Genomic DNA, 16,394 nt, shown 5'->3' with positions numbered 1-16,394 from the left:
GACGCTCAAAGTCCTGTATCGATCTTGACGGCTTCGCGGGTCGCGGCCGACTTGACGACGGCAAGACCCGTTGCCAGCGACCAGACGCCGTCCTCACCGGTGGCTGACGGTTTTCCCCGACCTTCGATCGCGGCATGAAAGGCGGCAAGCGCCGTCTCATAGAGATTGTGATGATGGAGCGGCAGCTCGGTTTCGCCATTGCGGTCACGCAGAAAGACATGGCCGACAGGCCGCTGCGTCATGACGTTGCGGCCGATCAGGGAGCCGTCCGTACCGTGCACCTCGAAGCCGGTCTCCGCATATTTTGTGGTAAAGCCATCATGGAACTGAGCGATGACGCCGGATTTGAACCGCAAAGCCCCCATGACGGCATCCTCGAGCCCCGCCTTGCCCATGCCGCCGCTCTGGCCGAAGGCGATCGCTTCCACTGGATCGTCGTTCAGCACGAAGCGCAGCGTGTCCGCATCGTGAACGGTGATATCGAGAATGACGCCCCCACCCGCCTGGGGCTTGTCAAGCCGCCAGCCCTGCAAATGCGGCGGCAGGTAGACGGCATGGAAAACGCGGGCGCTCAGCGGCTTGCCGATCCGGCCGGCGGCGATTGCCTCCCGCATCGTGCGGTGGCTGGCGGCATTGCGCAGATGATGATTGGTGCCCATGACCACGCCGGCACCATTCGCCGACTGCACCATGAGGCGCGCATCTTCCAGCGTCAGCGCCAGCGGCTTTTCGCAAAGCACATGCTTACCGGCCTTGACTGCCGCCAAGGTCTGATCGCGATGCAATTCGTTGGTCGTCGAGATATAGACGGCATCGACATCGGGATCACTGACGAGGTCTGCGACATCCGTCACCGATTTGGCAATGGCATTTTCAGCCGCATAGGCCCGGCCGCGCTCCGCGTCCGTACTCATCACCGAGACGACCTCACCGCCGGTTGCGCGAATTGCGCCGATCATCCATTCGCGGGCGATCGTGCTTGCGCCGATCAAGCCCCATTTTACACCTCCGCTCATGACACGACCCTCCTTGCCGTTATGTCCAGCCCGGCTCCGCAGCTCTGACGCACCACCAACCGCACGGCGCTGACGATCGCCTCCGCCTCCACCTTGCCGGAATTGATCTGCTTCAGAAGCAACTGCGCGGCGCGGCGCCCCATACCCTGCGGATCGACGGAAACCGTCGTCAGCGCCGGCACCGCACTCTCCGCCTCGATCACATCGTCAAAACCGACCACCGCAAAATCGACGCCCGGCTCCAGCCGCCGCGCCCTCAGGCCATCGCAGACGCCAAAGGCGACCGCATCGTTGAAACATACTGCCGCTGTCGGCTTATGGGCGAGCAACATGGCACGGCCGACCGCTTCGACGCCGCCGGCGCGCGAAGGCGCGGTGGCAACGACGAGGTCGTCGTCGAAAGCAATCGCCGCCTTGGCCAGCGCATCGCGATAGCCGCCAAGCCGCTCGGCAAAAACGGCGGTATTGGCAAATCCGCCCATGAAAGCGATGCGGCGGTGACCAAGACCGGCCAGATGCTCGACCGCCGCCGACGCGCCGGCAAAATTGTCCGACACCAGCGACGAGACCTTTGCGCCGGGGATATTGCGAACGACGATCACCACCGGCATGCCGGCATTGGTGAGCGACTTGAAGTCGGCCGCTTCCGTGCCGCGCGCCGGCGAGACGATCAGGCCGGAAATGCCGTGCTCGCGCATCGAGGCGACGACCTCCCGCTGCCGGTCTATGCTTTCGCCGGTATTGGACAGGAACTGCACATAGCCGGCCGACTGCACGACCATATCGACGCCGACGGCCAGCTCGGCAAAGAAGCTGTTGGTGAGATCGTTGACGACGATGCCGACGATCTTCGACTTCGCCTGGCGCAGATTGGCGGCTCCGCGATTGTAGACGTATCCGAGCTCGCGGATCACCGCGTTGACCTTGGCTCGCGTCGCCTCATTGACCAGCGAACTGCCCTGCAGAACGAGAGACACGGTCGACTTCGACACGCCGGCGGCATGCGCAATATCGATGACCGTGACACGTCCCTTGTTCATCCGTCTCCCCGCGGGCCTTAAATTCTTTTGTCGCGACAATTATTTGGAACGTTCCAAATTTTGTCAATGGGAAAATAGGGAAGGGCAACGACAATATTCGGAAACCGCATATAAATTGCGCCTTTCACGGCATGTTCCGCAAAATGGGCAAAGACATTAGATTCCAGGAAAGGATCTTATTTCATCTGGAACGATCTAAATTATAAACCTAGGAATACGGCGGCAGCAACAGAACGCCCGGCAACCGAGGAAGCTGCCGGGCGTCCTATGGAAACGAAAATCTAAGAGCCGCAGCCCTATTTATTCAACTGCGCCTGCAGTTTATTGACGTCGTCGGTCGACATCTCTCCGTCCGTCGTCACCTTGCCGTCCGTGATCTTCCACAGACGGAACGGGCCGGTGATATCACCATATTTATCGAAGGAGACCGGGCCGATGACGCCTTCGTAGCGGATGGGCTTACCATCCTTGATAAGGCCAAGCGCCTTGGCAAACTCCTCCTTGCCGGCGTGGATCGGCGTGCCCTGTGGATCGACCGCCCTATACATCGCATCCTTGATCTTGGCAGGATCATCCGAGCCGGCAATCGCTATCGCGAGGCCGACGATAGCGCCGGCATCATAGGAACGATCTGCGGCGGGATTAGAGGGTTCGATGCCCGAGAAATCCTTATAGTTCTTCATGAAATAGTCGGTCGAAGCGGTCGGGCTGGTGCCCGAGGATGTGCCATAGGCATCCTTGAGATAGTCTGCGCCCACGGACTCGATGAAATCGGGGCTGTTCATGCCGTCGTTCAGCAGGAATTTCTGCACGCCACCCTGCGAAATCCAGGTGCGGGCGATGGTTGCACCGTCGACGGGCGTGCTGACGAGGTAGAGACCGTCCGGATTGCCGGCCATGGCGGCGGTGACTTCCGAGGCATAGCTCGACTGTTTTTCATTATAAGGCGTGTCGGACACGATGGTGCCGCCAAGCGCCTTATAGGCGCGGGAGAATTCCGCCACCATGTTGACGCCGAAGTCGTTGTTGACATGGATGATCGACAGCTTCTTGAAGCCCTTGTCGATCGCGTATTTCGCAGCCGCCACGCCCTGCAGCGCATCCGAGGTAATGGTGCGGAAGAAGATGCCGTTGGTCTTGCCGTCGCGACCGAGTGCCGTCAATGTCGGCGAGGACGAAGCCGGCGACACCTGCACGATCTTGGCGGGCGCGGTGACCGAGGTCAGGATGGGAATCGACACCGACGAGATGATGCCGCCGATGATGACTGGTACCTTCTTGACCTGCACGAGCTGCGTTGCGGCGTCGACGGCGACATTGCCCTGGCTCTGGCTATCGCGCGTGTCGGTCACCAGATCGCAGCCGCGCACGCCGCCAGCGGCATTGATGTCGCGGAAAGCCATTTCGACCGATTTCGCGCCGGCCTGACCATATTCACCAGCAGGCCCCGTCAGCTCCATCACCAGTCCGACGGTGATCTTGCAGTCTGCCGCATGGGCAACACCGGCCGCTGCAAGGAGCGCCAGAGCGGTGGTGAGTTGAAATATCGTCTTTTTCATCTTTGTTCCCCTTGTTAGGTACACGACTTCTATTTCAGTGGTTGGCCTGTTTCGCTTCCGGCGCCTGCAGCCAGGTTTCATGCAGATGCCGCCATTCGACGCCGTTCGGCATCGATGAATTTTCGGTAAAAAGCGCGCTCGCCCGCCGCCTGCTCCAGGCACCTGCGCGACATTGCGCCTCGATATAGGTCACGACGATGATGCCAGCGGCCTCCCAGCCGGGCTTGATGTCCTCGATCTCGATAATGAAATCACCATGAAAGCAGCTATGGTTGGCCCGGACATGACTGATGATGGAATCACGCTCGATAATCCGCCCATCATCCGGCGTGACGATGTGAAAGCCCTCGCCCAAGACTTTTTCGAACCGGCTGAAATCCGCCGGGTCCGGGTCGTCGGAATTATACCAATTGCTGAAGCAGCGGTGCAAATCGATGATTTCGACCTTGGCGCGCTCGAAGAGAGATGGGCTCTTGCTCATTTTTTCCCCGCGTTCAAATTGTAGTGCATGATGGAGCCATGCCGCCCGGTGCGGTCGCGCTCCAGTGTGTAGACGTCGCCGAGCGGACCGTTGCTCTGCCCGATGATCGCGGCAACCCGGGACCGATCCTCGGCGGTGAGCGCAATATCCATGATCTTCGCATTGGCGAGCGCATGCGCTTGGTTGCGGGCGCCGACGATGACGGCAGCCACTTGCGCCTGCTCCAGCACCCAGGCGCTGGCAATGGTGGCGATATCGACACCATGGCGATCGCCGACGGTCTTCAGCGTCCGAAGCAGCAACTGGAACAGCTCCCAACCGCCGAAATCGTCGATGATCAGCTTGTATTTGATGAGAGAGCGGTTCTCGAGCGGCATCTCGGGCTCCGGCTGCCCCAGCCATCTGTCGCTGAGGAAACCGCCGGCGACAGAGCCGTAGCAGAGAAAGCGGAGATCATTGCCTGCCGCGAGCGCCGCCAGGCTATTCGCCGGCCGCTGGTCGAGCACGGAATATTGCAGTTGTTGGCTGACCAGGGGAATGCCGGCTTTCAGGATTTCGGCAATGTGCGGCGTGTCGAAATTCGTCGTGCCGACATTGCGGACCTTGCCTTCCCGCCGCATCTCGTCCAGCCAGCCGAGCGCATCGAGATAGCCGGGCAGGTCATAGTCCCACCAGTGAAACTGCATGAGGTCCAGCCGCTCGGTCTTCAGCCGGCGCAACGATTGCTCGACAATGCCCCTGATGTAATCGCGGCTGATGCGCGACAGCACTTCGAGATCGGGCACGAGCTTTGTGTGCACCTTCATCTTGGCGGCGACGTCGAGCCCTCGCTCTTTGGCAAGCCGCAGACGAGCGGCACCGATCAGCTCTTCGACTCCGGTATAGATATCGGCGCAGTCATAGGTGATGATGCCGGCGTCGAAAGCGGCGATGAGGTCCGTCACCGCCTGCTCGCGGTCGATCGCGCCATGACCGCCGGCCAACTGCCAGCCGCCGCGGATGACGCGGGAGATCTGATAGCCGGGGCTGAGTTCGAAGGTCTTGGCATTCATCTATTTGGTCTCCCCAGGCAGCGGCACCGCCGTCGTCTCGGCATGGCTGAACCGCCGCTTGCCCGTTCTGACGATCCGCAGGCGGCTCGCACAGTTCGGATCCGGACAGGCGATTTCGGCGTCCGAGGTCATCCAGTCGTTCTTGTGGGTGGGCCGCTGCTTGGCCGCGAGCAGCGGCAGAACGGCGGAAATGGAATAGATGGAAAAACCCTGCCCCGGTGGCAGCGACAGCATTTCGCCCTTAAGCTCGAAATAGTCGCCCTCCTTGGCGCCGCAATAGATCGGCTTGCCGTTGGGGATGACGGCTTCGACACGCAGGTCGAACAGCTCGAAGAAATCGTCTGCCGCCCCCATCTCAGACCTCCGTGATGCCAGCGAATGTCACGTCGCAGGCGCCATTGCGGCGAATAATGCCGCAGGCGGCCGCGAAATGCTCGCGCTCTTCGGGCTGCACCTGCGCCACGACGCTGCCCGGCAGCCAGCCGATCGGGAACAGCAGCCGCGCGCCCTGCCCATAAAACAGGCCGATATCGAAGATCGGATTGGGGTTGCCGCCCCAGACACGCGCCGGCACATAGCTCAGCACGATGTCGCCCGGCTGCGGCGTCAGCGTCGCATTTTCCGCCGGCAAGGGGTTTGCCCATTCGCGGCCGATGAGATGATCCGGCGGGATCGGGCAGGAAATCTCCGGCCCAGTCCACATGGCATGGATACCCGGCACGATGCGCGGCTCGGCCAAATAGGCCCAAAGAAACTCCACATTGTCGGGCGCCTTGCCGTCGAGCAGTACGGCGGTCACGGAAAGCCCGGAGCGGGATTCGGTGATGCGAATGGCGCGCTTGCTCATGACTTGCCTTTGCTTGCCGCCTCGGATTGCAGCTTGTTGCGGAGAAAATTGAAGGGCCGGCTGATATCGGCGATGAGCGCTTCGCGCGCAGCGGTCGGATCCTGAACCGAAAGTGCGGCAACGATGCTGCGATGGAAATGGGCGGTATCGACCTCGCCGGCGTCAGAGAACGCGTAAATCGCCACCCTGATGCAGGGGCCGGATTGCAGCCATAGGCTTTCGATCATCGGGATCAGCACGGCCGAGCCGCAGGCACGGTAGATTTCGAAATGGAAGCGCTGATTGAGGGTGACCTCGCGGTCGACATCCTTCTTATGCTTCAACGCCCGCATCTCGTCCCACTCGCCGAGCATGCTCTCGATCACGGAAACTTGGCGCGGGCTCATCCGCGTCGCCGCAAGCGCAATCGCCTCGCCTTCAATCAGGATGCGGGCACGTAGGAGATCGTCCATGCGCTCAAGCGTGATCGGCGGCACCCGGACGGAACGGTTCGGCAGGGCCTCCAGTGCCTTCTCGGTGATCAGCCGGCCCAGCGCCTCGCGCACCGGCATGGTGCTGGTCATCAGCGCATCGGCGAGACCGCGAATGGTGAGCACCTGGCTCGGCTCGAACAGGCCGCCGATCAGCGCCCGACGCAGCTCCAGATAGACGCGATCCTGCACGGTCTCGCGGCCAACAGGCGCAAGCTGAGCGGCAATGGGATCGTTGCTTTTCTCGACGGCGGTCTTTTGCATAGCCTCCCCGCTTTTGACTTGCAGAGGCGATTAAAGCCGATTAGCGTGATCAATACAAGTGTGATCACAAATCAAAAAATCAGGGGACGGCAACGACCGTCTTCGGCCAGAGGGATCCATGAGTGCACTGAGCGAGCGGCGGGAAGAGGATACCCGGACACCCGTTCTGACGGCAAAAAACGTGATGCGGCGCTTCGGCGGCGTTACGGCGGTCAACGACGTGTCCTTCGATGTCCGGCGCGGTGAAATCCTCGGCCTGATTGGCCCGAACGGCGCCGGCAAGACCACCATGTTCGATCTGCTTGCCGGCAGCATTCGCCCGACCAGCGGCGAGATCGTGCTGAACGGCGTAGCCGTATCCGGCGAAGCTGCCCACCGCCGCATCGGCCGCGGCCTCGGCCGCACCTTTCAGATTCCCCGCCCCTTTCCCAACCTGTCGCTGGTCGACAATGTGATGCTGGCGGCGCAGGCCCAGGCCGGCGAAGGACTGCTGCCAAACTTCCTGAAACCCTGGCACGTCAGGGCCGAGGAGAAAGCCTCGCACGACAAGGCGCTGGAGCTGCTGGAACTGGTCAACCTGACGCGGCTGGCGCATGAACCCGCCCGCGTACTGTCAGGCGGTCAGCGCAAACTCCTGGAGCTTGCCCGCGTCATGATGGCCGATCCCGCCATCATCCTGCTCGACGAGCCGGCGGCCGGCGTCAACGCCACGCTGCTCGAAGTCATCATCGACCGCATTCGGGACATCAATGCGCGCGGCATCACCTTCCTGCTGATCGAGCACAATATCGACATGGTGACCCGCCTCTGCCACCGCGTCCTCGTCATGGCGAGCGGCCAGTTGCTTTGCGAAGGCACGGCGGATGAAGTCGCCCGCGATCCCCGGGTCATCGAAGCCTATCTCGGAGGCGCGGCATGAGCGACGCCGTCCTCCTCGTCCGCGATCTTGTTGCCGGCTACGAGCCCGGCGTGCCGATCGTTCGCGGCGCATCGATCACGGTCCATCAAGGCGAGATCGTCGTCGTCCTCGGCCCGAACGGTGCCGGCAAATCGAGCTTCATCAAGGCGATCGCCGGCCTCGTGCCGATCTCCGGCGGCACGGTCCTGCTTGACGGCAATGACATCACCGCCGCCCCCGCCCATAGCATGGTCCGCCTCGGCCTGGCCTTCGTACCGCAGACGGAAAATGTCTTTCCGCTGATGTCGGTCGAGGACAATCTGAAAGTGGCCGGCGGCATCCTGAAGCCCCGCGAAATCCCCGATCGCATCGCGGAGATGTATGCGACATTCCCCGATCTCGCCCGCCACCGCCGCATTGCCGCCGGCAATCTGTCGGGCGGTCAGCGGCAGATGCTGGCGGTCGCCCGCGCTTTGATCGTGCATCCGAAGGTGCTGGTGCTGGACGAGCCGTCGGCGGGCCTATCGCCGAAATTCGTGTCCATGGTTTTCGAGATGCTGACCGATATCCGCAAAGCGGGCGTCACCATCCTGCTGGTCGAGCAGAACGCCAAGGCGGCGCTGGCGATCGGCGACCGCGCCTATGTCCTCGTCGAAGGCAAGGACCGGCATGAGGGCGTCGCCTCCGAACTCTGGAACGACCCCGTGGTCGCCGAACTCTATCTCGGCCAGCGCCCATCGCATACCAAGTCGGGAGGCGCGGCATGAACCTGCAATTCCTCGTCGACGGCCTGCTGACCGGCTCGATGATCGGTCTTGGCGCTATCGGCGTCACGCTCACCTATTCGATCCTGCGCTTCTCCAACTTCGCCCATGGCGACTTCATGGCCTGGGGCACCTATGCGACGCTCGCCGTCGTCAGTGCCATCGGCGCCATGTTCGGCAAGATAGCCCCGATCGGCCCGTTTTCCTTTGGTTGGCCGCTGATTGCAGCGGTCATCATCGCCATGGGTCTGACCGGCCTGCTGGCCCTCGTTCTCGACATGGTTCTCTTCGCGCGGCTGCGCGCCAAGGGCCAGGCGATCATCGTGGTCATGGCAAGTTTCGGCGCCTCGATGGCGCTGCGCAGCCTGCTGGAATTCCTCTTCACATCACGGCCAACCTATTTCAGCCGCGCCATTCAGATCGCCATGCCCGTCGGCTTCGGCATCCGCATCACCCCCGATCAGATCGTCTTGCTGCTGGTGACCGCGATCCTGGTTCTCGGCGTACATCTCCTGATGACGCGGACGCAGACCGGCCGCTCGATGCAGGCGCTGAGCCAGAATCCGGCCCTTGCCCGCGTCGTCGGCATCGATGTCGCCAGGGTCGTGCGCGTCACCTGGCTGGTCGGCGGGGCGCTCGCCTGTGTCGCCGGTGTCATGATCGGCATTCTCGTGCAGATCCGGCCGCTGATGGGCTTTGACATGCTGCTGCCGATGTTTGCGGCAGCGATTCTCGGCGGCATCGGCAGCGTGCCCGGCGCCGTCCTCGGTGGGCTGATCATCGGCCTTGCGGAGGCTGGCGCAGTACAGTTGATCGGCGCGGAATGGCGTGCCGCCGTCTCCTTCATCATTCTGATGGCGGTGCTGTTCGTCCGGCCGATCGGCCTCTTCGGAGTGAGGGAACGATGATGGATCTTGTCGGCTATGGCGCGTTTTTCCTGACGACGGCGCTGATCTTTTCGCTGATCACCCTCGGGCTGAACCTGCAATGGGGCCTGACCGGCCTCTTCAATGTCGGCCTTGCCGGCTTCGTCGCCATCGGCGCCTATACCTCGGCGCTGCTGACGACGCCGGACACAGCCGGCCGCTTCGGCGGCTTCGACATGCCGATCCTTATTGGCTGGCTGGGCGCGATGATCCTCGCCGGCCTCGCCGCCGCCATGACCGGCATCGCCACACTGCGGCTGAAATCCGACTATCTCGCCATCACCACCTTCGGTGTCGCCGTCGTCGTCCAGCTCGTGGCGCTGAATGCGCAGAGCCTGACCGGCGGCCCCTTCGGCGTCGGCTTCATTCCGCGCCCCTTTGCCGCCCTTGCGGAAACGCCGCTGCTCTTCAACCTCTCCAATCTCGCCATCGTTGCCGTCGTGACGCTGATCGTCTTCCTCGCCCTGGAACATCTGTCGCGCAGTCCCTGGGGACGCGTGCTGAAGGCGCTACGTGAGGATGAACGTGCCGCAATTTCGCTCGGCAAGAGCGCACGTTTCTACCGCGTACAGGCCTTTGCGGTCGGCGGGGCGATCATGGGGCTGGCGGGCGCCGTGCAGGCGCATTTCATCGGCTTCATCGCGCCTGACAATTACGTGCCGACGCTGACGTTTCAGGTCTGGGTGATGCTGATCGTCGGCGGCTCCGGCAGCAACAAGGGCGCGGTCGTCGGCAGCATTCTCGTCTGGGCGATCTGGGCCGGCTCCGGCGCGCTGACAAGCGTACTCTTCACGCCGGAACAACAGGCCCGCGCCGCCTCGCTGCAGATCGTCGCCATCGGCGTCATGCTCTGCATCATCCTGCTCGTCCGGCCGAACGGTCTCCTCGGCGACATGCCCCGCCGCCCACGCTTCGGCAAGCGCAAGCAAAAGGTCGTTGCCGATGAAAGCGGTGCAACGCCATGAGGTATGTTTTTTGTCAGGCGGGTGTGATTGTGCCGCGCCGCTGTGCATGGCCCCTCACCCCAACCCTCTCCCCGCAATGCGGGGAGAGGGAACGACGGAGCAAGATAGCCGCGTCCGCAATAGCAGCACCCCCTCTCCCCGCACTGGCGGCGAGAGGGTTGGGGTGAGGGGCCATGCACTCAGCCTCCTCACCCGCGGACAAGCCTGACCATCCGAAACAACCACGCTCCCTCTGGCACGCCACCAGCCGCAACCGCAAAGACAGACCGCCGCTGGAAAACGAACTCGACGCCGACCTAGCCATTATCGGCGGCGGCTTCTCCGGCCTGTCGACCGCATTGCATGCCGCAGAAAAAGGCCTTTCAGTCGTCGTTCTGGAAGCCGAAATCATCGCCTGGGGGGCAAGTGGCCGCAATGCCGGTTTCGTGGTGCCGAATTTCGCCAAGATGGACCCAGACAACATCATTGCCCATCTCGGCCGCGAACGTGGCGAGCGTCTGATCGAGATGGCCGCCGGCAGCGGCGATCTGGTCTTCGATCTGATCCGGCGCCACCGCATCGATTGCGACGCACAACAGAGCGGCTGGATCCAGCCTGCCCATTCGCCCGCCGCCTTCGAGAAGGTCAAATCTCGTGCCGGACAATGGGCAGGCCGCGGACGTCCGGCCGTGATCCTCGATCGGCAGGCAGTCGGGGATATGACTGGCGCGGATGACTATTTCGGCGGCTGGATGGACAAGTCCGGCGGGGTGCTGAACCCGGTCGGCTACGCCCGAGGCCTCGCGATCGCAGCCGAAGCGGCAGGCGCCCGCATCTTTGAACATTCACCAGTTCGCGCGATCGAACGGGCGGCGGCCGATGGCTGGGTGCTCGTGACCTCAAGCGGAAACGTCCGGGCCGGCAAAGTCCTGATCGCCACAAACGCCTATGGCGGCCATCTCGATCCGATACTCGCGCGCACCTATTTCCCGCTCAAAGTCTTCCAGATCGCCACAGAACCGCTGCCGAAATCTGTCCGTAAGCGCCTGTTGCCAGGCGGCCAATGCGTGTCCGATACGCGGCGCAATCTCGTCACCTTCCGCTTCGATGCCGAAAACCGGCTGATCACGGGAGGCATGCATGTCGTCGGCCCCGGCGCGGATGAACGGGTACCCCGCGCCATCCACCGTCGCCTCGCCCGTCATCTGAATATGAGAGACATTCCGCCGCTCGCCTATAGTTGGTCGGGCATCGCCGCCGTGGAACCGGATTTCCTGCCGCATCTGGTGGATCTCGGCCCGGACCTCATTGCCGGCTTTGCCTGCAATGGCCGTGGCATAGCGATGACGACGGCCATGGGCCGAGTACTCGCCGATTGGGCTGCCGGCTCCGACCCGCGCGATCTGCCGATCCCCTTTGCGCCGGCGGCACCGATCCCGTTTCACGGGCTGCTCAAGCACGCGCCGAACATGCTGCTCCCATGGAGCATGCTGCGTGACCGGCTGGACGAGCGCGCCGCTTCCTGACCTCCAAAAAAGTTGCGCCTGCGGTATCGGCGCAGATACCGCAGGCGCGTCATGCGTCCCTTTAAACCCCCAGGACGCAATCTTTTGTCCGTGTTACTCCCGCTCGCCCGTGAAGTTCAGGAGAAGCTGGAAGATGTTGACGAAGTTCAGGTAGAGCGACAGCGCACCGAAGACGGCCAGCTTCTGCGACGACTCCTGATCGTAGTTTTCGGCATACTGTTCCTTGATGTTCTGCGTATCCCAGGCGGTCAGACCGACGAAGACGACGATGCCGATTACCGAGATCGCGAACTGCAGCGCGCTCGAACCCAGGAAAATATTGACGACACCGGCGATGATCACGCCGATCAGACCCATCATCAGGAACGAGCCGATATTGGAAAGATCACGTTTGGTCGTGTAGCCGTAAAGGCTGGTCGCACCGAACATCGTTGCGGCAATGAAGAAGGTCCGCGCAATGCTGGTGCCGGTGAACACCAGGAAGATCGAAGCGAGCGACAGGCCCATGACGGCGCAGAAGGCCCAGAACATCGTCTGCGCCGTACTTCCCGACATCGATTGGATGCGGAACGAGAAGAACAGCACGAAGGCGAGCGGCGCCAGCATGACGACCCACTTCAGCGGCGTCTGGAAGATCGGCACATAGAGCGCCGGCGTCGTGCCGACGATCAGCGCGACGATACCGGTCACGACAAGGCCGATGCCCATGTAATTGTAGACGCGCAGCATATGCTTGCGCAGACCTTCGTCGAAGAGCGCCTGCGAGCCGGCGGCGGCTCCATAGCCGTATCGCGGATTGGTCGGGTTCATGGTCGTTCTCCTTTGATTCAAAACTAGTACAGACTGCGGGCGAGCTTTTCGGCCTCGCCGTCGAGTTCGGCCGCCTTGCCGCCGCCGATCAGCGCGTAAGCAACCTCGCCGATCTGCCAATAGGCGGCCTGGACATCGTCACGCTTGACATGGCTGACCTTCTGGACACCGAAATTGCCCGGACGGACGGCAAACAGCGACAATTGACTGCCTTGCCCGGCATTGATCGTCATTTCAACGCTCGGGCCAAAATCGGACGGATAGATCTGCGCATCGGTGACGCGCCAGCCTTGCGGCAATTCCGGCAAGACGATCGCCGTCGATGCGCGGATTTCGTCTGGATTGTAGCCGGCATGCGGCTGCGACGTCATTGCGCCGCGCAAGGCCGTCGCCTGATAGGCCCGCACCGCATCCTCGACGAAAGCGGGCGCCGGAACGGATGCGTTGACTTCGCTTGCGCTGAAGGCGCCGAAGGATGTGTGCGCGACCCAGCCGGCCGCCATCAGCATCGCGACGGCGGCAACCCGCTGGAACGAGCTCAGCACCCGGCCATAAGCCAGCCCGCGCTCCAGCCGCCGCGCGGCTTCGCGGGTTTCCGCTTTCGCCGCCAGCCCTTCGCCGGCCAGCGCCATGCGCAGCTCGCCGCGGATGCTCATATCGGCCATGACCTTGGCGGCAATCGCGGGATGCTCCGACAGGTAGGATTCCACCTCGACGCGGCGCGCGACCGTCAGCTCACCATCGACATAGGCATCGAGATCGGCGTCGATGACGGGATCAATTGTTTTCATTGCCGCCTCCTTCGATGAGCCGAAGATGCGAAACCGCAGGTGATGTATTCTCGAAGTTTCTCAGGCTGGTGCGGGCGCGGGCAATGCGCGACATCAGCGTACCGACGGGGATGCCGAGCGCAGACGCTGCCTCTTGGTAGGAAAGATCCTCGATCGCCACGAGGTGCAGCGCTTCGCGCTGTTCTTCCGGCAGGTTGAAGAAGGCGTTGCGCACCTGTTTCAGGCGCACGGCATGATCCTGCGAGGCCGGCAGGGCCTGATCGAATTCGGCGGCAGCCTCTTCATGGCGGCGATTGAGCGAGCGCTTCTGGCGTAGCCTGTCGATATGGGCATTGTGCAGGATCGAGAGCAGCCAGGTACGCAGGTTCGCACCGCGCCGGAAAGAGGATTTTCGCTCATAGGCCTTGACCAGCGCATCATGCACCAGGTCTTCCGCCTCGTCCGCGTTGCGGACGAGCGAACGGGCATAGCGTCTCAGCGAACCGAGCTGCCCCAAAACATCGAATGTCCGTCCTTTGCGTTCCATACCCCAATATACGGAAGCCGAGCCGATCCTATTCCATCGACCGGCAAATATTTTTCTGAACGGCTACATCAGCACGAAATCCTTCGGTTGCGGCATCGGGGGAAGATCGGCTTCGCCGAGCGCTTCGCGAAGGTTGATTTCGATCGTATCGGCCAGTGCTCCGATCGCCAGTGCATTCGGGCGATTGCTGAAAGGATCTTCAAGCTCATCGCCGAGCGCATCCAGACCGAAGAAGGTGTAGGCAACCAAGGCCGCCACGAAGGGTGAGCCCCAGCCGAGCGTGTCGACGAAACCGAAGGGCAGCAGGAAGCAAAAGAGATAGGCCGTGCGGTGCAAGAGCAGCGTATAGCCGAAGGGCAGCGGCGTGTTGCGGATGCGCTCGCAAGCCGCCTGCACCGCGCCCATCTGACCGATGCTGGCATCGAGCATCTGATATTCTATGTCCGAAATGTCACCCGCGGCCTTGAGCCGCGCAAGATCCGCCGACATGAGGCGCAACAACAGATCCGGCCGATTTTGAGCAATATGATAGAAATCGGCTTCACTGGGCGAGAGGTGGCTCAACACTTTGTTCTCGTTGCCGCCCGGTCGCAAATGGCAGACCAGCGCCTGGGTGAAAGCCATCGTCAGCCGCAACAGATTCCCGCGCACCTGGCGATTATTCTCTCCTGCCGATTCCAGAATAAGCGTCTGCCGTGCAAGACTGCGGCCGACATAAACGAGCTGACCCCAAACGCGCCGGCCCTCCCACCAGCGATCGTAGCAAGCATTGTTGCGAAAGCCGAGAAAGATCGAAAGCGCGATGCCGAGCAGGGCAAAGGGCGATCCATTGAAGGAGAGGAACACATTCGGCCGTTCTTCATGCCCCCAGACAATCAGCGCCGACAGCAGGAAAATCACGACGATCTGCGGCAATATTCGGCGAATGACCGACCCGCGGACGATGAAAAAAAGCTGAAAAAGATTCGGCCTATCTCGGACGATCATTGTGGCAAGAACTCTCGGCTAAGGTTTGGTCTGCCGAGCAATACATCAGACAAGCAGGAAACAATCCACTCTTCCGCACTTGGATAGCAACTGTCACCAGCCGGCATTGTTGGATATATCGGCAGGGACTCGGAAACGACAGAGGACGACTTGATGAAGAGCATCCGCATTGCAGCCGCCTTGATCCTGCGGGACAACGGCGACACCTTACTGGTCCGCAAGCGGGGAACATCGGCCTTCATGCAACCCGGCGGCAAGATCGAAGCCGGTGAAACCGCCGCGGCCGCACTGATCCGCGAGCTGAATGAGGAAATCGGTCTCCGCTTTACAGCGACGCAGTTAAGTCCGTTCGGCCGCTTCGAAGCCGAGGCCGCCAACGAGCCGGATCATCGAGTGATTGCCGAGGTTTTCCGCCTCGATATCGGCGACGACGTCATTCAGCCCGCCGCCGAGATCGAAGAAATAAGGTGGATATCTCCGGCTAATCTCGGCGATATCCCTTTGGCATCCCTCACGGAACACCAGATCCTGCCCGCTCACCGGCAGCAGCTTTCCGCCGGCATGGACCAAAGTCATTTCCCCGACGCATTCGCCTCAACCAAAACCGGATCGGCGCGATAGTCTTTCGGGAAAATGCGCTGCAGGTTTTTGATCTTGGGCAGATCGTTGATGACGATGTAGGGATAGTTGGGGTGCGTCGTCAGGAAATCCTGATGATAGTCCTCGGCCGCATAGAACTGCCTTGCCGGCTCGATCTTGGTGACAACGGTTGCATCGAAAACCTTGGCGTGATTGAGCTGGTCGATATAGGCCTTGGCGACGTTGGCCTGTTCGGCATTGGTCGGGAAGATTGCCGAGCGATACTGCGTACCGCTATCCGGCCCCTGGTAGTTGAGCTCCGTCGGGTCATGGGCGACGGAGAAGTAGATTTGCAGCAGATGCCCATAGCTGATCTTGTGCGGGTCGAAGACGATGCGCACGGATTCGGCGTGACCGGTGTCGCCGGTGCTCACCATCTCATAGTGAGCCGCGTCCTTGTTGCCGCCGGCATAACCCGACGTCGCGCTGACAACGCCGTTGACGTGCTGGAACACACCCTGCACGCCCCAGAAGCAACCGCCAGCGAGAACGGCAGTCTCGCTACCGCCGGAACCCGGCTTTTCATCCACGGCTGGCGCAGGAATGACGCGAGCGTCTTCGGCAGAGGCGCTGCCGATGAATTGGAAGGCAACTCCGGCAAGCAATGCCGCACCGGCTGCAAAGGCCACCGGACGGGCAACACGCGGCAAGCGCCTGCGGATCGTATCTATCGATGCACCGTTCATGATGATCTCCTTTCGGCAGAGATTATAAAATCTATCGTCGTCAGGGGATACGGTAGGAAAGGCCATTTTGTTACGCACAGGCGCGTGAAACACCGAAACGTGATGATGCGCCACAGCCTGAATTGCAACCGAACGGATTGGAACTCGGGAACGATCATGAGGATCGCA

General features: G+C 61.8%; 19 protein-coding genes. 6 read left to right on the top strand and 13 right to left on the bottom strand.

Annotated features, from left to right (window positions below; genetic code table 11):
- Positions 1-5 precede the first annotated feature (5 nt).
- The 8 genes from K290_RS0120655 to K290_RS0120620 form a co-directional block, all read right to left on the bottom strand.
- Complete coding sequence (locus K290_RS0120655; protein WP_028753637.1) at positions 6-1,016, bottom strand: Gfo/Idh/MocA family protein; 1,011 nt, start codon at positions 1,014-1,016, stop codon at positions 6-8.
- Positions 1,013-2,056 carry a LacI family DNA-binding transcriptional regulator gene (locus K290_RS0120650; protein WP_028753636.1) on the bottom strand — a complete coding sequence of 348 codons (1,044 nt, stop codon included), beginning with the start codon at positions 2,054-2,056 and terminating at the stop codon, positions 1,013-1,015. Before K290_RS0120650 ends, K290_RS0120655 begins: the two co-directional genes overlap by 4 nt.
- A gap of 296 nt (positions 2,057-2,352) precedes the next feature.
- Complete coding sequence (locus tag K290_RS0120645) at positions 2,353-3,615, bottom strand: ABC transporter substrate-binding protein (RefSeq protein ID WP_028753635.1); 1,263 nt, start codon at positions 3,613-3,615, stop codon at positions 2,353-2,355.
- Between the two features lie 34 nt (positions 3,616-3,649).
- On the bottom strand, positions 3,650-4,096 hold the full coding sequence (locus K290_RS0120640) for a hypothetical protein (protein WP_028753634.1): 447 nt from the start codon (positions 4,094-4,096) through the stop codon (positions 3,650-3,652).
- Complete coding sequence (locus tag K290_RS0120635; RefSeq protein ID WP_028753633.1) at positions 4,093-5,148, bottom strand: aldo/keto reductase; 1,056 nt, start codon at positions 5,146-5,148, stop codon at positions 4,093-4,095. The genes K290_RS0120640 and K290_RS0120635 overlap by 4 nt, the downstream gene beginning before the upstream one ends.
- The gene (locus K290_RS0120630; protein ID WP_028753632.1) at positions 5,149-5,502 is read right to left on the bottom strand and encodes a TIGR04076 family protein; all 354 of its coding nucleotides are present in this window, start codon (positions 5,500-5,502) and stop codon (positions 5,149-5,151) included.
- Position 5,503: 1 nt separating this feature from the next.
- On the bottom strand, positions 5,504-5,995 hold the full coding sequence (locus tag K290_RS0120625) for a DUF3830 family protein (RefSeq protein ID WP_028753631.1): 492 nt from the start codon (positions 5,993-5,995) through the stop codon (positions 5,504-5,506).
- The gene (locus K290_RS0120620; RefSeq protein ID WP_028753630.1) at positions 5,992-6,729 is read right to left on the bottom strand and encodes a GntR family transcriptional regulator; all 738 of its coding nucleotides are present in this window, start codon (positions 6,727-6,729) and stop codon (positions 5,992-5,994) included. Before K290_RS0120620 ends, K290_RS0120625 begins: the two co-directional genes overlap by 4 nt.
- Positions 6,730-6,847: 118 nt before the next feature.
- On the opposite strand from K290_RS0120620, the gene K290_RS0120615 reads away from it, so the two are divergent.
- The 5 genes from K290_RS0120615 to K290_RS34650 all read left to right on the top strand — a co-directional run bounded on the left by K290_RS0120615 (position 6,848) and on the right by K290_RS34650 (position 11,787).
- Positions 6,848-7,648: an ABC transporter ATP-binding protein gene (locus K290_RS0120615; RefSeq protein ID WP_028753629.1), complete on the top strand. Its 801-nt coding sequence runs from the start codon at positions 6,848-6,850 to the stop codon at positions 7,646-7,648.
- Entirely contained in the window at positions 7,645-8,394 is a 750-nt protein-coding gene (locus K290_RS0120610) for an ABC transporter ATP-binding protein (RefSeq protein ID WP_028753628.1), read from the top strand. Before K290_RS0120615 ends, K290_RS0120610 begins: the two co-directional genes overlap by 4 nt.
- The gene (locus tag K290_RS0120605; protein ID WP_028753627.1) at positions 8,391-9,299 is read left to right on the top strand and encodes a branched-chain amino acid ABC transporter permease; all 909 of its coding nucleotides are present in this window, start codon (positions 8,391-8,393) and stop codon (positions 9,297-9,299) included. Before K290_RS0120610 ends, K290_RS0120605 begins: the two co-directional genes overlap by 4 nt.
- Positions 9,296-10,282: a branched-chain amino acid ABC transporter permease gene (locus K290_RS0120600; RefSeq protein ID WP_028753626.1), complete on the top strand. Its 987-nt coding sequence runs from the start codon at positions 9,296-9,298 to the stop codon at positions 10,280-10,282. Before K290_RS0120605 ends, K290_RS0120600 begins: the two co-directional genes overlap by 4 nt.
- A 173-nt stretch (positions 10,283-10,455) precedes the next feature.
- On the top strand, positions 10,456-11,787 hold the full coding sequence (locus tag K290_RS34650) for an NAD(P)/FAD-dependent oxidoreductase (RefSeq protein ID WP_051264155.1): 1,332 nt from the start codon (positions 10,456-10,458) through the stop codon (positions 11,785-11,787).
- Between the two features lie 93 nt (positions 11,788-11,880).
- Here K290_RS34650 and K290_RS0120590 read toward each other — a convergent pair whose 3' ends face one another.
- The 4 genes from K290_RS0120590 to K290_RS0120575 form a co-directional block, all read right to left on the bottom strand.
- The gene (locus tag K290_RS0120590; RefSeq protein ID WP_028753625.1) at positions 11,881-12,597 is read right to left on the bottom strand and encodes a Bax inhibitor-1/YccA family protein; all 717 of its coding nucleotides are present in this window, start codon (positions 12,595-12,597) and stop codon (positions 11,881-11,883) included.
- 23 nt (positions 12,598-12,620) lie between these two features.
- Entirely contained in the window at positions 12,621-13,388 is a 768-nt protein-coding gene (locus K290_RS0120585) for an anti-sigma factor family protein (protein WP_028753624.1), read from the bottom strand.
- Positions 13,375-13,914, bottom strand: coding sequence for a sigma-70 family RNA polymerase sigma factor (locus K290_RS0120580; RefSeq protein WP_028753623.1), 540 nt, complete (start codon positions 13,912-13,914; stop codon positions 13,375-13,377). The genes K290_RS0120585 and K290_RS0120580 overlap by 14 nt, the downstream gene beginning before the upstream one ends.
- 63 nt (positions 13,915-13,977) lie before the next feature.
- Complete coding sequence (locus tag K290_RS0120575; protein ID WP_028753622.1) at positions 13,978-14,901, bottom strand: bestrophin family protein; 924 nt, start codon at positions 14,899-14,901, stop codon at positions 13,978-13,980.
- Between the two features lie 153 nt (positions 14,902-15,054).
- Between K290_RS0120575 and K290_RS34645 the strand changes: the two genes are divergently transcribed.
- Positions 15,055-15,522 (top strand): NUDIX domain-containing protein, encoded by a 468-nt coding sequence (locus tag K290_RS34645; protein WP_065091583.1) that lies wholly within the window; start codon positions 15,055-15,057, stop codon positions 15,520-15,522.
- Here the strand turns inward: K290_RS34645 and msrA are convergent.
- A complete protein-coding gene (msrA, locus tag K290_RS0120565) occupies positions 15,474-16,226 on the bottom strand; it encodes a peptide-methionine (S)-S-oxide reductase MsrA (RefSeq protein WP_028753621.1) in 753 nt (250 codons plus the stop codon). The genes K290_RS34645 and msrA overlap by 49 nt on opposite strands.
- Between the last annotated feature and the right edge of the window lie 168 nt (positions 16,227-16,394).

The organism is Rhizobium leucaenae USDA 9039 (assembly GCF_000426285.1).
Taxonomy (GTDB): domain Bacteria; phylum Pseudomonadota; class Alphaproteobacteria; order Rhizobiales; family Rhizobiaceae; genus Rhizobium; species Rhizobium leucaenae.
This window is presented reverse-complemented; position numbering and strand designations above follow the sequence as displayed.